Here is an 18,087-nt window from a genome sequence, read left to right on the forward strand (position 1 = left end):
TCAGATCCTCTCGACGTGTTTCCAGCCGAAGAGGCCGTGCGGCTTGATCAGCAGGATGACCAGCATCAGAACGAACGGGAACAGGAGGGAGGCGCCGCCCTCCATATAGGGATCGAGCCAACGGGCCGCCGCCGCCTGGCCGATGCCGACGATGATGCCGCCGAGCAGGACTCCTGCGATGGTCTCGAGGCCGGCGAGAAGGACCACTGGCAGGGCGACGAAGGCGATCCCCGCGACATCCGGACTGACCATCCGGCCACTCATGAAGGCGGCCGCGGCAAGGGCCGAAACGATCCCGGCCACCGCCCACGACACGGCGATGCTCAGTCTGACGTCGACACCCAGGGATCGGGCGATCTGATGGCTCTCGGCGACGGCCGTCATCAGCAGGCCCGCCCGCGTCGATCGGAAGAACCAGGCGAGGCCGAGCACCACCACGGCGATCATCAGCGTGCCGATGACCGCCGACTGCTTCATGGGGATGCCGAGGACGCGCCAGCGTTCGGTGCCGAACAGGTCCGGAAAGAGTTGGGGTTCGGCACCGAACACGATATGTCCGAGGCCGTTCAGCACCAGCAGAACGCCAAGCGTGGCCATGAACAGAGCCATCTCGGATTGGCCCACGAGCCTGTGAAGCACGATACGTTCGATCGCCAGCCCCAGGACGGCCATTCCGCAAGCGGTCGCCGTCAGCGCCAGCAGGGGATGAAGGCCGAGACCCATGAATGAGACCATCATGAAGGTCGCGATCATCAGGAGTTCACCCTGGGCGATGTTGAAGACCCGCCCTGACCGGTAGATGACGTTGAATCCCACGGCCACCGCGGCGTAGATCGCGCCCGTGGTGATGCCGGCATAAAGAACGCGGCCAAGGACTTCCATATCCATCCCCTCAGACGTTCGCGTGGAGCATGCTCATCCGAGCCACCTCCGCCGCCGACGATACTGCTTGATGTCGCGAAAGTTCTTCTTTGCTCCCGATGCGCCGAGGCCCAGATAGAACTCCTTGAGGTCTTCATTGCCGAGCAGTTCCGCCTGGGTTCCCTCGAGCACGATCCGTCCATTTTCGAGCACATAGCCGCGATCGGCCACCTTCAGAGCCACGCGCGCATTCTGCTCGACCACCAGGAGCGCGGTTCCGAGTTCCGATCGGATCCGCATGATGGCCTCGAAGATTGTCGTCACCAGGATCGGCGACAGGCCCAGCGAGGGCTCGTCCAGCAGGAGCAGCTTGGGCTTCGCCATGAGCGCTCGCCCGATGACCAGCATCTGCTGCTGGCCTCCGGAAAGATAGCCGGCCTGCCGATTCCTGAACTCCGCCATCATCGGAAAGATGTCGAAGACTTCCGTCATCCGCTGCTTCAGTGCCGTATTGTCGAGACGTGTCGCTGCCGAGGCGACCACGAGATTCTGCTCGACCGTCATGTGCTCGAGCACCCGCCGGCCCTCCAGCACCTGAACCAGGCCGCTGCGCACGATCCTGACGGGATCCTGGTTCTGGATCGCTTTGCCCTCGAACAGGATCGTGCCTTCCGTGACCCGTCCCTCTTCGGACTGGATCAGGCTGGAGATGGCCTTCAGGGTCGTGGACTTCCCGGCACCATTGCTGCCGAGAAGGGCCACGATCTCGCCGGGGCTCACGCGCAGCGTCACGTTCTTCAGGACCAGGATGCTGCCCTGGTAGCGGACCTCGATATTGTCGAGCGCAAGCAGGTTCGGCTTTGCCGCCTCGCCACGCTCGACGATTGTTTTTGACAGTTCCAAGACTTCACCCACGCGACGGTTCTCCGGAGCGGTGCGGCGTCCTCAATTCTCCAGCGCCATGAAGTCGGTGACCGTGATGATCTTTCCGTCCTTTTGCTGGAGGATCACCGCAGAGCTCGCCCCGAGAGTGGGGTCGACGCCGTTGTTGAACGTGATGCTCTCCAAGAGGCCGCGGCCATCGAAGGTCCCGTTCGCCAGTTCGGCATAGACATCCTCACCGGTGATCCGCGCCCCTTTCTTCTTCACTGCAGCCCGGTCGATCGCGTCCAGAAGCACCATCATCGACGGGTAGTGCAGGAGCGTGTCCGCGGACCACCGCGTCTGGTAATTGCCTTTCCGGCTGTCATAGATCTTGAAGGCTTCGGTGTTGGTGTCGACATAGTTCTCGGTCGTGATCTCATGCGTCCCCTCGAGCACCTCCGGCTGAACTTTCAACAGGGTCAGCAGCCCCAGCCCTTCATGCTGCGAATTGACGATCTTCGTCATATCGAAATCATTGGCCTTCAACTCGGACAGCACGAGAGGCTGGAGATGATCTGTGGTGGCGACGATCAGCAAGTCGGGCTCCGCCTCGATGATGCGCTCGACATTGACGGCGACGTCCAGGGCCTTGGGCGAGATGAACTCGCTCAACACGAGTTGGGCTTTTGAGCCTTCGAGACGCTTGGTCAGGCCTTGCGCCCAATCGCGCCCTGAGCTGCCATCGAAGGTGACGAACGCGACCTTGAGCGGCTCGCTCCCCGTCCATGTCTTCAACCGCCATGTGACGGCTGTTGCGAAATAGCGGGCATAGTCGTTGAGCGGCGTGAACACCCAGCTCCCCGGCTTCATGAGACTGTAAGCCGGGCCGCCGTGAACCGCGGGAATTTTGTTCTCCGGAAGGCGGTTCTGGAGGGCGATCACGTTTGGCGAGCCGAAGGTCACGATTCCCAGGAGCGAAGGGTCCTGAACCGCCCGCTCGTAAGCCTGGATCGTCCGAGCCTGATCATAGCCCGTGTCGACGGGCTCATAGACCAGCGAGACGCCATGCTGTTTGCCTGCCGTCTCGTTGTACCAGTCCACCAGCAGTCGCTGCATCTGCTCGACCGGCTTGCCGCGGTTTGCGAACGGTCCGGAATAATCCAGGAGACTGAGAATTTTATAGGTCTCTGCCGCCTGGCTCGGCCGCGCACCGACTACGCTCACCGCTAGGGCCCCTGCGATTGCCAATGCTTGGCGACGGGTTAAGCCTGTATCCATGACTTGTTCCTCCCTTTTCACTTTGTTGTAGGCTTTGTTCTGCCATTTGCTTTTAGACGCGACGCATGAGGGGCGGCAGCCGGCTGTGTTAAGTCCGACCTCCTGCCCGTTGACTGAGGTGCAAGGCTTCGCTGTCGGCCGCATCCGCGGCCGCGATCGGCTCCAGGGGACGGCCGTCGACCGAGGCAATGGTGATCATGGCGTTCAGCTGCCGAGCTCGCCCGTCCTGGTATTTCACCTCGATTGAGGCACGTACCGCGGAATGCGGGCCGTAGACCGCGTCGATCAGATCGGCATATTTGCTTTCGATGACACCGCGCCGCAGCTTCTTGCTCCGCGTGAGCTCGCCTTCATCCGCATCGAAAGGCTTGAGGAGATTGATGAAGCGCCCGACACGCGAGTCGCTGGGCAGCGTTGCGTTGATCGACTGGATTTCGGTTCGAATGAGGCTATAGACCGCGTGGTGTTGAGACAGGTCGACCTGGGAGGTGAACGAGATCTTCTTGTCCTCGCACCACCGCCCGACCATTTCCGTGTCGATGTCGATCAGGGCGGCCGGCTCGTTGCGTCCCTCGCACACGACGATGACGTCGCGGATGTAGGGGCTCAGGCGGAAGCGGGTTTCGATGTGCTGCGGCGCAATGGTCCGTCCGTCGCCAAGCTTGCGGATATCCTCCAGGCGGTCGAGATAAATGAGGCGTCCTTCCTCATCGATGATGCCGGCGTCTCCGCTCTTGATCCATCCGTCCGCGGTGAACCGTTCGGCGGTTTCCTCCGGTCGTCCGAAATATCCTTCGAAGATCGCCCCGCCGCGAACCTGAACCTCGTCATCGGCCGTGCGCAATTGCAGCGGCTCGGTTCCGAAGCGGCTTTCGAGCACCCGTCCGACGCAATTCGTGGGATCTCCGTCTCTGGTCGCCGTGACGATGCCGATTTCGGTGAACCCGTAGACATTGTGCAGGCTGACACCCAGCGCATGGAAGAACGAGAACACCTCCGGACTGAGAGTACTGCCGGAATTCACGGCGGTCTTGAGATGGGTGAACCCCAGGCGGTCGCGCAGCGGGCGCCCGATGACCCAATGGCCCAGCATGCGCTTCACACGCGACAAGACCCCCGGTGTCGAATGCGCAGACGCAAGCAGTCCCATGCCGACGCGATAGACCCACCGTACGATGGGCACAGCATCGCGCATCCGGGCTTCGGTGGAGGAGACCACCGCCTCCCACTGGCGAGGGCTGAAGAAGAGAAACTCCGGCCCGATCTCGCGCATGTCGTCGGTAACCGTTTCCGGCTCCTCCGGGAAATTCACCAGCAGCGGCAGGGACACTCCGAGCGCAAGCCCGAGATATTGCTCGGTTGCCCAGGCCGGCGAGATGTAGCTCACATAATCCGCACCCGGCCGCGGCACGAGAACGCTGCGCCAACGCTCGGAGATGTCCAGGAGGTAGCGATGGGATCCCATCACGCCCTTGGGCGTGCCGGTTGTGCCCGATGTATAGATGACCACCGCAAGGTCGTCGCTACGGCCGGCCTCGACGATCCGCATAACGCAGTCGGGGTCCGTTTCCAGCAGGCGGTCGCCGCGCTCTTTGAGGGCCGTAAGCGAGAGGAGTCTGGGATCGTCATACTCGTCTAAGCCGCGCTCATCCCAATAGACGATGAGCCGAAGATCGAGATCATCGGCGATCTGGAGGAGCTTGTCGCATTGTTCCTGGTCTTCCGCGAAGACGACTTTGGCGCCGCAATCCCGCAGGTTGACGGCAAGTTCCTCTGCGGTGAGGTCCGGATATTGGCATGACATTGCACGCCCCGCGGATTGAGCCGCGAGTTCCGACCAGAACAGCTCGGGTTCATTATCGCCGATCGCTGCGAGGCAGGGAGCATCCCCGATCCCCGTTGCCAGGAGACCGGCAGCGATCCGGCGAACCTCGCTGGCATAGTCCCGCCAGGTGATGCGATGCCATATCCCGAAGACTTTTCGGCGCATCGCGATGGCATCGGGCGACGCCTGGGCATTGCGGAACAGACATTTCGGCAGGGTATCGTGAGGTGAGGCTGTCATGACGGTCTCACTCCCCTCCCAGATAGGCGCTGACGACTTCGGGCCGCCTGAGGACGTCGTCAGGCCGGCCCTCGGCGACATGCTTCCCCCAATCCAGGACCACGACCCGGTCGGCGATATCGGAGATGACCTGCATGTCGTGCTCGACCAGCACGATCGGCAGCCGCCGCTGCCGCCTGAGCTGGAGGATGAACCGGACCATGTCCTCCTTTTCGTCCATGGTCATGCCCGCCATGGGCTCGTCCAGCAGGAGAATGCGCGGCTCCATGGCCAGCGCACGTCCAAGATCGACGCGCTTTCGGATGCCGTAGCCGAAGGTTCCGACGGGGACATGTCGATGCGGCTGGAGCTCGAGGAAGCGGAGGACTTCCTCGACCGCCTGCCGCTGCCTTACTTCGTCCCGCATTCCCCAGGGCCGCAGAACTGCCTGCAGCAGACCGCCTCGGGAATGGATGTGCCGACCGGCCAGGAGATTGTCGGCGACCGACATTCCCAGATACAATTGAATGTTCTGGAAGGTTCGGGCGACCCCGAGGCGGGCGACCATGTTGGGTCGCAGCCCGATGATGTCGGTCTCTTCGAACTGGATACGCCCTTCATTGGGCCGATAAAATCCGCTGATGGAATTGAGCAGGGAACTCTTGCCGGCACCATTGGGACCGACGACCGCCAAGATTTCACCCGGATGAACCTCAAGCGAAACGTCGTCCAGCGCCTTGATGGCACCGAAAGACAGCTGCAGCTTCTCAACCTTGAGGACTGCAGCATTCATGATCAACCCCGGGCCGGGGCGAGGACCGGGGCGTCCGTTGTGAGCCGCAGATCAACGAGCCTGGGGCTGTCCGCCGGAAGGGTCTCCACCAGGCGCAACTGAATATGGACGCGCAAGGCCCTCTCGACGATCGCCTTGATCTCCTCGGCAGCCTCAAGCTTTGGGTCGGCGATCTCCAGCGTCAGCTCATCCTGCCCGCCCCTTTGTCGCGTCACCACGAGGCGAAAGGGACAATTGATGTCGCGGCGCGCGAGGATGTCCTGAACCTGTTTGGGGACCACGAACATGCCCTTGACCTTGGTGATCTCGCTGGCCCGCCCGACGATGCGGCCGAAGCGCGGCGACGTCCGGCCGCAGGAACAGGGTTCGTGTCTGAGCTGATCGATGAGATCGCCGGTCCGCAGCCGAATGATCGGCATTGCCTGGCGCCAAAGATCCGTGACGACGAGCTCCGTCGGGGCCGCGGCGGTGGGATCGGCGGGCTTGCCCGTGGCAGGATCGAGAAACTCGACCAGCAGGTCGTCGCGAAGATGCATTCCGTCGCCGGCTTGGCACTCCCACGCCACGGCGCCGACATCCGCCGCGCCGTAGAATTCACGTACGTGAAGCCCGAATGCGGACCGGAGTCGCTGCTTGGCGTCGGGATGGCTCAACTCGCCCATCACCACTGCCTTCTTCAATGGCAGTCGGACATTCATCGTGCCGGCAGTATCGAGTAGGTGCTCGAGGAACGTCGGAAAGGCCACGATGGCCGTGGCGCCGACGTCCCGGATGGCTTCGACGTGACGCTCGGTCTGGCCCACTCCGCCGGGCATCACCGCACAGCCGACGCTTTGCAGCGCCTGGTCGAAGACGGTGGCCGCGATGACCCAATTATACATCGTCGTCTGATCGACGATGTCGTCGCTGGCCAGGCCACAGGACCTGAATGCCTTTGCGAAGGATCCCGAGATGTGGCGCAGATCCGCCGCTGTATAGGGCATGTAGAGCGGCCCGGGGGCCACGAAGACATGGCCCAGCTCTGCAGGCGCGACGGCAAGTCGATTGCCGAAGGGCGGGAAATCCTGCGACGCCTGGATGAGCTCATCCTTGGTCAGATAAGGGATGGTTTCCCAGTCCGCCGGATAGGCCCCGGAGATCACCGCCGACGCGGCCTCCCAGCGGTCGCCATACGCGGGAACCGCCGCAGCACGCCGCGCCTGATGCCAAGCTGCCTCGCGTTGCGAGGCCTGACAGTCCTCCCATGGGGAGTACTCGTTCATGCTAGTGCCCTTGAGCAAGGCGGTTCTCCTCCCCTGGTCACCGTTCCGAAGCGCAGCGACCGTGTCGGCCTTTTAAAAGCCGACCTTATTCTTGAGGGCAGTGTGGTATTCGGCCGGATTTCTGTCAACACTTATGTTGATAGACGTCGGACGAGATTTTCTCGGCGGATTTGCAGCACTGAGGTAAGTTGATCAACCTAGACGGACAGGGTCTCTACCGGGGACTTGCGAAGCGGACTGAAGAGCTTGAAGCGCAGATGGATCAGAAAGCCGGCACCAGCAACATTGCGCGCAGACGCAGACAGGCGAAGTCCTCCGGGGAGGAAGACTACACCGCTCGCCGGGCACAACTCATAGAAGCGGCGGGACGCATCTTCCGAGAGAAGGGCTATGAGAAGGCGAGCATCAGCGATTTCGCCAAGGCCTTGGGGATGGATCGGGCCTCCGTCTACTACTACACGTCCGGCAAGGAGGAGCTGTTCAGGGACATCGTGCAGGACGCGGTGCGCAGCAACATCGAACTCGTCGAGGACATTGCTCGCTCCGATGCGTCGCCCCGGGAGAAGATCGAGCGGGTCCTGATCGGGTTGATGGTCTCGTTCGAGCGCCACTATCCGTATCTCTACGCCTATATCCAGGAGGACATGACCCGCATCGGCGGCAATAAGACCGCGTGGGCGCGCGAAATGCAGAAGCTGACCGAGCGTTTCGACGCCGCGACCTTGAGCATTGTTCAGGAGGGAATTCGCGCCAAGGCCATACGGGACGACGCGGCCTCGGCGCAGGTCATTTCATTCGCGATGATCGGCATGTGCAACTGGACGCATCGCTGGTTTCGCCCCTCCGGAAAATTGTCGGGCGAGGGTCTCGGTCAGGCTTTTGCCGACATCCTGCTGAAGGGGATCCTGACAGACGATCCCGAATCTTCGCAGCCTGTGTAGCTTCCCTCTCGCACTCACTTTTACAGAGCCTGCGCCTCCTCGGTCCATGGCCAACGACATCCCGTCAACACATGCGTTGACAGACTTCGCTGGCTTGCGTAGGGTCCATCAAGGCTCAGGCCGAGTGCCCGTGGAGTGAAGCCGCATGAAGAATCTCCGGCCGGTCCCGACAGCCGAACCGACGGATGTCATTGAAAGCTGGATCCATCACGCGAACGCCGCCATCGCGCAGTTCGATGGCTCTCGTTTCGCCCGTCTGTTTCATGAGGACGGCTACTGGCGGGATCTGCTCTCTCTCACCTGGGACTTCAAAACCTTCGCCGGCCGGCAGGAGATTGCGACGGCCTTCGCGTTGACGTCGCCGCAGATGAAGCTCGGTCGCCTTTCGATCGATCCTCATCGGGCGGCACCCTGCCACGTTCGGCGGTCGGGACTGTCCCTCGTCGAGGCTTATTTGACATTCGAAACGGCCTTCGGCGTGGGCGCGGCATTTGTCCGCCTGTCCTATGATCCCAGCGCGCCGAACGCGTCGCATGCTTGGCAGCTCGTGACGACCCTCCATCATCTTCATGGGTTTGCGGAGAAGGTCGATGCCGACCGTCCTACGGGCGAAAAATACTCGAAGCTGACCTCCGCTCAGAGCTGGCGCCAACGGCGTACGGCTGAAGAGAGCTATGACGATCGAGATCCGGAGGTGATCGTCATCGGTGCCGGCCAAAGCGGTCTCATGCTCGCGGCTCGGCTGCGCCAGATGGGAGTCGATGTGCTGGTGGTCGAACGCCTGGCCCAGGTGGGCGACGTCTGGCGGCAGAGATACAACAACCTCACTTTGCATAACGAGCTCACCGCCAATCATTTCCCCTACATGCCGTTTCCCTCCAACTGGCCGATATGGCTGCCGAAGGACATGCTCGCCGACTGGCTTGAGGCCTATGCAAAGTTCCAGGAGCTCAACGTCTGGACCGGCACTGAACTCGTCGGCAGCTCTTTCGACTCGGAGAGAAAAGTCTGGGAGGTGACCCTCAGACGCCCCGACGGCAGCGAGCGCAAGCTCAGCCCCCGACATCTTGTCGCCGCGATGGGCATCTCGGGAGGTGCGCCGCGTCGCCCAATGATAAAAGGCCTCTCAGAGTTTGAGGGCACCGTCCTGCATTCGGCCGAATTCACCTCCGGCGCCGATTGGGTCGGAAAACGCGCTTTGGTCATCGGCACCGGCAATAGTGGCCATGACATTGCACAGGATCTTTATGTCGCGGGCGCCAGCGACGTTCGTCTTCTGCAGCGCGGGGCGACCTGCGTGGTGAGCCTCGATCCCAGCGCTATGATCAGCTACTCGGTCTATGGCGAGGGTCGCTCCGTCGAGGATGCCGATCTCATGGTGGCGGCCATCCCTTATCCCGTATTGATCGACACCTATCGCTGGATCACCCAGCGAACGAACGAGCTCGACCGGGATCTTCTCTCTCGCCTCGAAGCCATCGGCTTCAAGACGACGACGGGCGAAGACGAGACCGGGTTCCAGCTGCTCTATCTGCGCGGGCGGGGTGGTTACTACATCGACGTCGGCTGTTCGGAGCTTTTGATCGAGAAAAAGATCGGCCTCCTGCAGTCCGAGGACACGGAAGGCTTCGACGCCGACGGCCTGCGCATGAAGAACGGCAGCTCCATGCCCTTCGACCTCGTCGTCCTCGCCACCGGCTTCGAGACCATGGAGGCGAGCATCCGACGTCTTCTGGGCGATGAGGTCGCCGATCGCGTCGGCCCCGTCTGGGGGTTCGACGAGGATCAGACCATGCGCAACATGTGGAAGCGCACAGGTCAGGAGAACTTCTGGATCATGGGCGGCGCCATCATCGAGGCCCGATTGTTCTCGCGTTTCCTGGCGCTGCAAATCAAGGCGTCCCTTGAAGGCTTGCTCCCCGCGCCTGAAAACATGCCTTTGTTGCAGAATAAGGCTTTCGAGCGGACTGCCACATAGACGAGTTGTTCATGGCGCTCGGTGCGCTTCCTTAGCGTCATGACGGGGCCTCAGGCCGAGCGTGCTGTCGCCACCCAGCCGCGGAATGAGAAGGCGGCATAGAACAGCTCGACGTCTGAGAATCCAGCCTCGCGAAGCAGCACCTCCTCTTCGGCGACGGAAAGCAGGGGCAGCTCGGCCATTCTCACGGCGGAGGCCATAGCCTTCTGCCAATCGACGCCGACGCGGTCGGCAAAGGCCGCCGAGCGCGCCATCCAACGTTCCGCACCTCCGCTCGGCACGCTGTGGTGGGCGACGACAAGGCGTGCGTCCGGCTTCAGCCGACGATGGATCTCCTTCAATGTTAGCAGCCGCTCGCTTTTGTCGAGAAAGTGCAGCGTAAGCAAGCATGCCGCTCCGTCGAACGAGGCTGACGGCACAGCACCGACCGTACCCTCTATCAGTTCAATCCGATCGTTAAACGGCTCGATGCTGCGGCGCGCGAGGTCGAGCATGGCGGCGGAGGGGTCGACGCCAGTGAATGTCCATTCCCGCTGGGCTTCAGCCATGGCCTTCAGCTCCATGCCCCCTCCCGCACCGACCACAAGAATATGAGCCGCTCGCAGTGCCCGCTCACTGAGGAGCAGCATCGCCATGCGATGGAGGTCGGCCAACCCCGGCACCTTCCGTGGCGTATCGTCCGAATAGCTCGTGACCATAGCCGGGTTCGAGAACGGTCCTTGGTTTTTCGGGTCGAAGGTAGACATGGGAACTCCAAAATATGCAGCAGACGGTCCGCTTTACGGAATCTCAGGATGACTGGCCTTTTGTGGCACCTCCTGACTGCCGCACGTCCTTCAACTTATCTCACCATCAAGAGGCAACCGGCGCTGCTCGAGTCTCTATGGTGTCCGAGAAGGTGACTTGGCATAGGTCGGCACCTGAAACCGGCGGCGATAGCTTCCCGCAGTCAGGCCGGTGACCCGTTTGAACAAGCGTCGAAAGAAGGCAGGCTCCTCATAGCCCACCTGCCAGCTGATCTCGTCAACAGAAACCTCTGTCCGCTCGAGCCGCCGCTTCGCCTCCTCGATCCTGAGGCGCTGGACATAGGCGATCGGGCTCATGCCGGTGGCCTGGGTGAATCGCCGCTTGAAGGTCCGCTCCTTCAAGCCGGCCTGCTTGACCATCTCCTCCAGCGGATTGGCGACGGAGAAATGGGTGGCAAGCCAGTCCTGCGCGGTCTGGATTGCCTGATCCCCGTGGTCGCGACGCCCCTCAAAGACCATGTAGGGTGCCAGCCCGTCCTGGTGCCATTGGAGCGCAAAATAGCGGGCCACCGTCTGCGCCGCCGTCGCCCCCGCATGGCGCGCGATCAGGTAAAGCACGAGATCGTGCCACGTCATCGAGGCGCCGGAGGTGATCAACTCGTCCCTCTGTCCGGCGACCACCAGCACCTGTTCCGGATGGATCGGGATCTGCGGATAGGCGTCCCGGAACGTCTGGGCATAGCCGAAATGGACGGTTGCGTCGGCGCCATCGAAGATCCTCGTCTCGGCAAGCAGGAAGATCCCTGAGCAGGCGGAGCAGACCAACGCCCCCTTTCCGTGCATCCTGCGGCACCAGTCGACCAGCGCCGGATAGCGGCCCTTTACCCAGCCTTGCGGCCCGAGCACCACCGAAGGCACGATGACGATGTCCGTCTGCTCGATATCGCCAACGGGTCGTTGCACCACGATCGGCACATGGCTGGCGAGCATGAGTGGGCCTTGCCGTTCTCCAACGATCTCGACCTGGAAAGGTGGTGTCTTCCGAATGCCCCCGTCTTCCGGGACGATCGAAAAAGCGTTCATGACGTCGAAGATGCCGCTGAGCGTCGAGACCGCAGCCTCGGGCAGCGCGACGAGACTGACATGGAGCGGCTTCGGCCCCCTGGCCATCTGTCCGTCTGATCTCTGCATCGTCCGTCCTCAACAGAAGGCCATGATACGCTTCAAGACCGTTTGGCGCCATGCAGGACGCCAGAGCGCTTCATCGTCCGGTGGCGCAAATGGCCAGATTATGGCAGGCATCGCTCTGCCGCTTCCCCTCCCTGACTGCGATTGTCCCTTCACCTCGAAGAGGGCTTTCCATCAAGGGAGAACATCATGGGTACCATTCAAACGAAGACCCTCGACAAAACCAAGCTCGATGCGCTGGTTGGCCGAGTCGTCGGTGACTTGTCCGCGGGTTACGGAGGCGTCATGGTCAGCCTCGGTCACCGCCTCGGCCTCTACAAGGCAATGGCCGACCGCGGGCCGCTCACGTCTCGCGAGATCGCCAGCCTGGCCGGCTGCGCTGAACGGTATGTGCGCGAATGGCTGAACTCCCAGGTGGCTGGCGGTTATGTCACCTACCATGCCATCAGCGGCACTTATGAACTGGCGCCGGAACAGGCCTTCGTGCTGGCCGACGAGGATAGTCCCGTCTTTATTCCGAATGCCTGGGCGACGCCCGCCTCCATGTGGGCCGACGAGGAAAAGGCCGTCGAGGCCTTCCGCACCGGCGCCGGCATTCCCTGGGGTGACCATGACGGCCGGCTCTTCTGCGGCGTCGCTTCCTTCTACCGCAATGCCTACGGCGCCAGCCTCGTGCCGCAATGGCTGCCGGCACTGGATGGCGTAATTGAAAAGCTGAAGGCGGGCGCCCTGGTGGCCGATGTCGGCTGTGGCCACGGCCATTCGACTGTTCTGATGGCGAAGGCATTCCCCAAGTCAACGTTCCACGGCTTCGACACTCACGAAAAATCGGTGCAGGAGGCACGTAAAGTGGCAAGTGAGGCAGGCGTCTCAGACCGCGCAACCTTCTCCACCGCGCGGGCGGAGAACTACCGCGGGACAGGCTATGACCTCATCTGCTTCTTCGACTGCCTGCATGACATGGGCAATCCGGTGGCAGCCGCCACGCATGCGGCCAAAGCCCTTGCAAGGGACGGCACGGTGATGCTGGTCGAGCCCTTCGCCAACGATCGGCTGGAGGACAACATCTCGCCGATTGGCAGGATCTATTATGCGGCCTCAACGACGATCTGCTGCGCACATGCGATCTCTGACGGCGGCCATACCGTGCTGGGTGCGCAGGCTGGCGCGGCGAGGCTGGCGGAGATCTTCCGCAAGGCCGGCTTCACCCGCTTCCGCCAGGCAATGCAGACGCCGTTCAACCTGATCCTCGAGGCCCGCCTCTGACGGTTCTGGTGTGGGAGGCCCTCGTCTCCAAGCTGGGCAATGCAGGTATCGTCATCAACACGGAGCTTGCATTGCCGCCCCCCGCTCAACCGTGACATGTGTAACTGGGGATGACTGACGACAAGACCAAACGCGGCCGGCAGGATCGCGAACGAGTGCCGGCGGCGAAGGATACGAGGTCGGCTACTTCGCCAGGAAGAACAAGATCAGTCGTGATCAAGCGGAGGCGTTGATCAAGAGGAACGGCAATGACCGTGAAAAGCTGAATGTTGCGGCGGAGAAGCTCAAGACATAGGCGCGCTTGCTTGCCCATCCCGCTCGAGCATGGTCAGGAGTTGCTCCTTGTAACGTCGCTTGCCGAATTCGGCATATCCTAACCGGGTCGCGATCCTGAGCGAGGCAAGATTGTCAGGGTGCACCAGGCACACGGTACGGCGGCGCCCTGTGTGGCTCGTGAACCAATGATGCGCCGCCTCCGCCGCCTCCAACGCATAGCCGCGGCCATGAACCTTGGCAGAGAAAACCCAGCTGGCCTCCCCCGCCTCGTCAAACCCCTCACCGAGGCCGCGATGGTAGTCGGCGATCCCTGTTTCACCCACATAATCGCCGGTCGACTTTTCGAAGACCGCAAAAATCCCATAGCCCAGAAGGGACCAGTGGCCCGCATAGCGCATCACCCGATGCCATGCCTCCTCGGGGGATATGGGCTGTCCCCCGAGAAAACGCATCACCTCGATCTCGGAGCACATAGTCAGGTAAGGTTGATAATCGGCCAATGAATAGGGGCGTAGCGTCAGTCTGTCCGTCTCGATCATCGGAATGGCTTGACCTCCCTCTTCGCCGCTGTGCGATGGCGAAGACATTGAGTGAACTTATCTCGCACCGGCGCCATGATCCGCTGCCTCTCACGACCGGCGCAGCACGTCCTGCCATTCCGGATGCCGTCCGATCTGCGCCTTCGCAAACGGGCACAGCGGGATGATGTCGACGCCATCGCGGCGGGCATCCTCGATCGCCTGGCGCACCAGTCGCTCGCCGACCTTGCGGCCGCGCAGGGCCGCGGGCACTTCCGTGTGGTCGATGATGATCAGGCCGTCGCCGGCGCGGCTATAGGTCATCTCCGCCTCGATGCCATCGACGACCAGGCGGTAGCGCCCCTTCGACGGACCATCTTCCCGCTCGATCGTCTCGTCCCCCACCGCAGGCGCAGTGGCTGCCTGCGCCGGGTCGGGTCGGCGGGCCTGGCGTGGCCGGCCTTGCGCACAGTCCAGGAGATCTCGGTCCCATCCGCCCAGATCGGCCGCTGCCTCGTAGGTCGAGATGAGGAAGGCCATTAGGGCGGCGTCGGGATCGGCGGCGGACTGCACGGCATCGTAGGGGAGGACGAATTCCGAAAGGCCTTCATGCCAGAACGCGGCATCGGGCCGGACCGGCGCGGCCCGGTAACCGCCCGGAGCCGGATAGGCATAGGCATAGAAGGCGGGGTAATCGAGGCCGCCGCCGCCCGGCCAAAAGCCCGCTGACGAGACCTCGCGGTCATAGGCCTCCTGTGCCACGTCGTCCGGCAGGGCCGGGATGCCGCCGGGATGGAGCGGTGCGCGCCGTCCCGAAAAGCGGGTCACGGCCAGGTCGAAGCTGCCCCAGAACAGATGCACGGGACTGGATTTGCCGAGAAAGGACGTGCGGAACCGGCTGAAGACCTGATCCACCGCCACCAGCGCCTGGTGGAAGCGCTGGACCGCGTCGCGGTCATAGGGGCGGTCGCGATCGTCTTCGACGAAGGGCACCGGGTTTGGAACCTCGTTCGGCTGGCCGTTGAAGGTCGGGGTGCCGCCGAGTTTCGAAATCAGTTGCACGAAGTTGGCGTGGAATGTGGCGACCGTCATCGGCCTAAGATCGATCGTTTCCCTGCGACCGTTGCCGGCGGTGCCGACGAGCTTGTGCGCGCGGAGATCGAACAGGATCTCGATGCCCGGCCCGTCGGGAATGGGCGAGGATGCAAGACCTTGGGGCGTGACATAGAAGGTCGCGTTCCAAGAATGGTTGAGCCACGGCGTGTGCGCCAGCCGGTACTTGCCGGCGATCTGGAGGTAGAGATGCAGAGCCGAACAGGTTTCGCGCCAGCTGAGGTAATCGAGTTGGGGCCAGGGGTTCATTGTCCATTCTCCACGCTGTCGGTCATTCGGGAAGGGGAATGTGCTCGGCCCGATCGTCGGCAGGCAGATCGAAGCGTCCCTTGCCCCAATTCGCGGCGCGCCATTCGGCTTTCGCGCGTTCGATGCGCTCCTGCGAGGAGGCGACGAAGTTCCACCAGATGTAACGCGGCCCGTTGAAGGTCGCGCCCCCGAGGATCATCAGCCGCGCCCCGCGCTCGCCGGCGGCAACCGAGATCCGGTCTCCCGGCCGGAACACCATCATCTGGCCTGCCTCGAATTCCTGGCCGGCGACCGAGATGGAGCCTTCGACGATATAGATACCGCGGTCTTCGTGATTGTCCGGCAACGGCAGGCGGCGTCCCGCTTCAAGCTTCACATCGGCATAGAATGTCTCGGAGGGCATCGTCGCCGGTGCGACCTTGCCATAGGCGTTGCCGAGGATCAGCCGAACCGAGATGCCTCCGTCCTCGATCATGGGCAACGCGTCCTTGCCGTGATGCTCGAAGCTGGGGGCCACGTCTTCGTGGCTGTCCGGCAAGGCCAGCCAGGTCTGGATCCCGAACAGGCTGTTCGGGCCGCTCCGCGCCGTTGCCGACGTGCGCTCCGAATGCGTGACGCCGCGCCCGGCGACCATCCAGTTCAGCGCGCCGGGCCTGATGATCTGGTCGGCACCGGTGCTGTCGCGGTGATGGAAGTCGCCCTGGAACAGGTAGGTGACCGTGCCGAGGCCGATATGCGGATGCGGCCGCACGTCGACGCCCTGGCCCGTCAGGAATTCCGCCGGCCCGGCCTGGTCGAAGAAGATGAACGGGCCGACCATCTGCCGCTTCGGGGCCGGCAGGGCGCGCCGGACCTCGAAACCGCCAAGGTCGCGGGAGCGCGGCACGATAAGGGTCTCGATCGCGTCCGGCCCGACCTCGTCCGGACAGCCCGGTTCAACCGATGGGTTCCAACTCATGCGTATCATCCTTCCTGGCGGACCACCTGATCCGGCCTGGGTGTCGTCCTAACAGGCGGCTGTGCTCGTCACTAGCCCCGCGATCCGCTGAGCTGTGTCGCGAAAACTGGAACGCCACAGTCATGAATAACGCGAGTAACCGCAGCTAGCGGTCGACAACGGCAAGGCGCGAGTCCTCGGCAAGGCACTCGATCAGCAACTCGGCGAGGACCCGCACCTTTCGCGATGGATGCTGCCCCGGGGGCCGGACGACGTAGACGCCTGCTGAGGGTGGGGGGTAGTCTAACATGATGGGCACCAGCGCGCCCGAGGCGACATAGGGATCGGTGACGCAGTCGGGCAGCCAAGCGAGGCCCAGTCCTGCGGCTGCCGCCGCGGCGAGCGCTATGCCGTTGTCGGCCTTGTAGCGCCCCTGCGGATTGACCGTGACGACCTTGTCGCCGTTCATGAACTGCCAGGCTTCGGTGCCCTGCATCAGCGCCTGGTGCAGGGCCACCTCCTCCGGTGCCGCTGGCGCCCCATGCGCCCTTATATAGTCGGGGCTGGCGAGAAACTTCGCATGGATGGTCCCGACGCGCCTGGCGACCATGTTGGAATCCTGGAGGAGGCCCACTCGGATCGCGCAATCGAAGCCCTCGGCGATGAGATCGACGAAGCGGTCGCTATAGGAGGAGTGGATGTGAAGTCTTGGGTGGCGGCGCGCCAGTTCCGCCAGCACCGGCGCGAGATGCGTCGGACCGAAGGTCAGGGGCATTGCGACGCGCAGGCGGCCGGTCAGGTCGCCGCTGGGCTGGATGGTTTCCCTCGCCGCATCCATTTCGGCGCCCGCTTTCGCTGCATGGTCTCGAAACGCGACCCCGGCTTCCGTAAGGGCGGCACCCCGAGTGGTTCGGGCAAGAAGCTGGACGCCAAGCTCATCCTCGAGCCGGAAGAGCCGGCGGCTGACGATCGACTTGGACACGCCGAGCCGACGGGCGGCAGCCGAAACGCCCCCCGCATCGGCAACTTCGACAAATGTCCGCAGGTCTTCGATATCCATGCGACGTTCCCCGTTTCGCGACACGCATGTGAGCCCTAACGTATCTCCAGTGGAGATACCACATGCAGCACCCGCTCGACGGTCTGGCCGCCATGCGATCCTATCGGTGAGGGGAACGCGTCCAGTCGAACCCAACCAGTGGCTCCGTATCGAAGGAACGGAGCCACTGGTTGCAGGTCGGTCCAAAGCTACATAACGGCGAAGATCGCTGTTGTGATGCTCACCCCAAGAATGGTGACGACAAACAACGTTCCTTCCACACGACGGAGAAATCGATCATCCAGGTCGTCCCGGTCAGGAAGAGGACGCATATTTCCCTCCTTTGGAAACATTGATCTCAATTCATGGAACAATATAAACCACTTGACGTGTTCCTGGATCGACAAGAACGCGGGAGTTATTTACGTATGCGTAGCGATAATTGTAGTTTGGAACGTCATACAAAGTAACGTCGCCAGGCAGGCTTGTCCCTATGGTCACCGTGCCGTTGAGGGGATAGGCCGTGGCGGGTGCCGATTGCACATACTGGGTGACTTGCAAGGGTGGATTGATCACCGCGCCAACGGCGGCGCCCGCGACGCCGACAGCCGTATTGGCAATCCCCGCGGCCGCCCCAACGGCACCCCCCACCACAGCGCCGACGGGCCCACCGACGGATCCTCCGGCGGCGGCACCGGCAGCGGCTCCGTCAACCGGGCCGGGTCCTGTATTCA

General features: G+C 62.7%; 17 protein-coding genes. 3 read left to right on the forward strand and 14 right to left on the reverse strand.

Annotation, left to right across the window (positions count from 1 at the left end; genetic code table 11):
- From FKM97_RS15725 to FKM97_RS15750, 6 genes are all read right to left on the reverse strand, one after another.
- A complete protein-coding gene (locus FKM97_RS15725; protein ID WP_170240939.1) occupies positions 1–882 on the reverse strand; it encodes a branched-chain amino acid ABC transporter permease in 882 nt (293 codons plus the stop codon).
- A gap of 33 nt (positions 883–915) precedes the next feature.
- The gene (locus FKM97_RS15730; RefSeq protein ID WP_205015065.1) at positions 916–1,776 is read right to left on the reverse strand and encodes an ABC transporter ATP-binding protein; all 861 of its coding nucleotides are present in this window, start codon (positions 1,774–1,776) and stop codon (positions 916–918) included.
- 30 nt (positions 1,777–1,806) lie between these two features.
- Positions 1,807–3,003: an ABC transporter substrate-binding protein gene (locus FKM97_RS15735; RefSeq protein ID WP_170240940.1), complete on the reverse strand. Its 1,197-nt coding sequence runs from the start codon at positions 3,001–3,003 to the stop codon at positions 1,807–1,809.
- An 88-nt stretch (positions 3,004–3,091) separates the two neighbouring features.
- On the reverse strand, positions 3,092–5,068 hold the full coding sequence (locus FKM97_RS15740; RefSeq protein ID WP_170240941.1) for an AMP-dependent synthetase/ligase: 1,977 nt from the start codon (positions 5,066–5,068) through the stop codon (positions 3,092–3,094).
- Positions 5,069–5,075: 7 nt separating this feature from the next.
- Positions 5,076–5,840, reverse strand: a complete 765-nt coding sequence (locus tag FKM97_RS15745; protein ID WP_144293375.1) for an ABC transporter ATP-binding protein — start codon at positions 5,838–5,840, stop codon at positions 5,076–5,078.
- Between the two features lie 2 nt (positions 5,841–5,842).
- Positions 5,843–7,120: a phenylacetate--CoA ligase family protein gene (locus FKM97_RS15750; protein ID WP_144293376.1), complete on the reverse strand. Its 1,278-nt coding sequence runs from the start codon at positions 7,118–7,120 to the stop codon at positions 5,843–5,845.
- Between the two features lie 170 nt (positions 7,121–7,290).
- Here FKM97_RS15750 and FKM97_RS15755 point away from each other — a divergent pair, with 170 nt between their 5' ends.
- Together FKM97_RS15755 and FKM97_RS15760 are read left to right on the forward strand one after the other, a co-directional pair.
- On the forward strand, positions 7,291–8,043 hold the full coding sequence (locus tag FKM97_RS15755; RefSeq protein ID WP_144293377.1) for a TetR/AcrR family transcriptional regulator: 753 nt from the start codon (positions 7,291–7,293) through the stop codon (positions 8,041–8,043).
- A gap of 145 nt (positions 8,044–8,188) precedes the next feature.
- Positions 8,189–10,021: a flavin-containing monooxygenase gene (locus tag FKM97_RS15760; RefSeq protein WP_144293378.1), complete on the forward strand. Its 1,833-nt coding sequence runs from the start codon at positions 8,189–8,191 to the stop codon at positions 10,019–10,021.
- A gap of 50 nt (positions 10,022–10,071) precedes the next feature.
- Here the strand turns inward: FKM97_RS15760 and FKM97_RS15765 are convergent, their stop codons facing one another.
- Together FKM97_RS15765 and FKM97_RS15770 are read right to left on the reverse strand one after the other, a co-directional pair.
- Positions 10,072–10,767: a class I SAM-dependent methyltransferase gene (locus tag FKM97_RS15765; protein ID WP_144293379.1), complete on the reverse strand. Its 696-nt coding sequence runs from the start codon at positions 10,765–10,767 to the stop codon at positions 10,072–10,074.
- A gap of 135 nt (positions 10,768–10,902) precedes the next feature.
- On the reverse strand, positions 10,903–11,958 hold the full coding sequence (locus FKM97_RS15770; RefSeq protein ID WP_246105106.1) for a GlxA family transcriptional regulator: 1,056 nt from the start codon (positions 11,956–11,958) through the stop codon (positions 10,903–10,905).
- Between the two features lie 186 nt (positions 11,959–12,144).
- Here FKM97_RS15770 and FKM97_RS15775 point away from each other — a divergent pair, with 186 nt between their 5' ends.
- Positions 12,145–13,221 carry a class I SAM-dependent methyltransferase gene (locus tag FKM97_RS15775; protein WP_144293380.1) on the forward strand — a complete coding sequence of 359 codons (1,077 nt, stop codon included), beginning with the start codon at positions 12,145–12,147 and terminating at the stop codon, positions 13,219–13,221.
- Positions 13,222–13,505: 284 nt separating this feature from the next.
- Here FKM97_RS15775 and FKM97_RS15785 read toward each other — a convergent pair whose 3' ends face one another.
- From FKM97_RS15785 to FKM97_RS15805, 6 genes are all read right to left on the reverse strand, one after another.
- On the reverse strand, positions 13,506–14,084 hold the full coding sequence (locus FKM97_RS15785) for a GNAT family N-acetyltransferase (protein WP_205015067.1): 579 nt from the start codon (positions 14,082–14,084) through the stop codon (positions 13,506–13,508).
- Positions 14,085–14,126: 42 nt separating this feature from the next.
- Complete coding sequence (locus FKM97_RS15790) at positions 14,127–15,377, reverse strand: DUF5996 family protein (RefSeq protein WP_144293381.1); 1,251 nt, start codon at positions 15,375–15,377, stop codon at positions 14,127–14,129.
- Positions 15,378–15,399: 22 nt separating this feature from the next.
- Complete coding sequence (locus tag FKM97_RS15795; protein WP_144293382.1) at positions 15,400–16,335, reverse strand: pirin family protein; 936 nt, start codon at positions 16,333–16,335, stop codon at positions 15,400–15,402.
- 145 nt (positions 16,336–16,480) lie between these two features.
- Positions 16,481–17,374 carry a LysR family transcriptional regulator gene (locus FKM97_RS15800; protein ID WP_144293383.1) on the reverse strand — a complete coding sequence of 298 codons (894 nt, stop codon included), beginning with the start codon at positions 17,372–17,374 and terminating at the stop codon, positions 16,481–16,483.
- 188 nt (positions 17,375–17,562) lie between these two features.
- Positions 17,563–17,685 (reverse strand): hypothetical protein, encoded by a 123-nt coding sequence (locus tag FKM97_RS26960; RefSeq protein ID WP_281290107.1) that lies wholly within the window; start codon positions 17,683–17,685, stop codon positions 17,563–17,565.
- Positions 17,686–17,716: 31 nt separating this feature from the next.
- A partial coding sequence (locus FKM97_RS15805) for a DUF1236 domain-containing protein (protein ID WP_170240942.1) occupies positions 17,717–18,087 on the reverse strand: 371 nt, incomplete at its 5' end.

Source organism: Rhodoligotrophos appendicifer, assembly GCF_007474605.1.
GTDB classification, from domain to species: domain Bacteria; phylum Pseudomonadota; class Alphaproteobacteria; order Rhizobiales; family Im1; genus Rhodoligotrophos; species Rhodoligotrophos appendicifer.

Excerpts from the sequence above, each read along its gene's own strand:
- FKM97_RS15725 (WP_170240939.1), bottom strand. The coding sequence starts at position 882 with ATGGAAGTCCTTGGCCGCGTTCTTTATGCCGGCATCACCACGGGCGCG.
- FKM97_RS15735 (WP_170240940.1), bottom strand. The coding sequence starts at position 3,003 with ATGGATACAGGCTTAACCCGTCGCCAAGCATTGGCAATCGCAGGGGCC.
- FKM97_RS15740 (WP_170240941.1), bottom strand. The coding sequence starts at position 5,068 with ATGACAGCCTCACCTCACGATACCCTGCCGAAATGTCTGTTCCGCAAT.
- FKM97_RS15745 (WP_144293375.1), bottom strand. The coding sequence starts at position 5,840 with ATGAATGCTGCAGTCCTCAAGGTTGAGAAGCTGCAGCTGTCTTTCGGT.
- FKM97_RS15760 (WP_144293378.1), top strand. The coding sequence starts at position 8,189 with ATGAAGAATCTCCGGCCGGTCCCGACAGCCGAACCGACGGATGTCATT.
- FKM97_RS15765 (WP_144293379.1), bottom strand. The coding sequence starts at position 10,767 with ATGTCTACCTTCGACCCGAAAAACCAAGGACCGTTCTCGAACCCGGCT.
- FKM97_RS15770 (WP_246105106.1), bottom strand. The coding sequence starts at position 11,958 with ATGCAGAGATCAGACGGACAGATGGCCAGGGGGCCGAAGCCGCTCCAT.
- FKM97_RS15775 (WP_144293380.1), top strand. The coding sequence starts at position 12,145 with ATGGGTACCATTCAAACGAAGACCCTCGACAAAACCAAGCTCGATGCG.
- FKM97_RS15785 (WP_205015067.1), bottom strand. The coding sequence starts at position 14,084 with ATGTCTTCGCCATCGCACAGCGGCGAAGAGGGAGGTCAAGCCATTCCG.
- FKM97_RS15790 (WP_144293381.1), bottom strand. The coding sequence starts at position 15,377 with ATGAACCCCTGGCCCCAACTCGATTACCTCAGCTGGCGCGAAACCTGT.
- FKM97_RS15795 (WP_144293382.1), bottom strand. The coding sequence starts at position 16,335 with ATGAGTTGGAACCCATCGGTTGAACCGGGCTGTCCGGACGAGGTCGGG.
- FKM97_RS15800 (WP_144293383.1), bottom strand. The coding sequence starts at position 17,374 with ATGGATATCGAAGACCTGCGGACATTTGTCGAAGTTGCCGATGCGGGG.
- FKM97_RS26960 (WP_281290107.1), bottom strand. The coding sequence starts at position 17,685 with ATGCGTCCTCTTCCTGACCGGGACGACCTGGATGATCGATTTCTCCGT.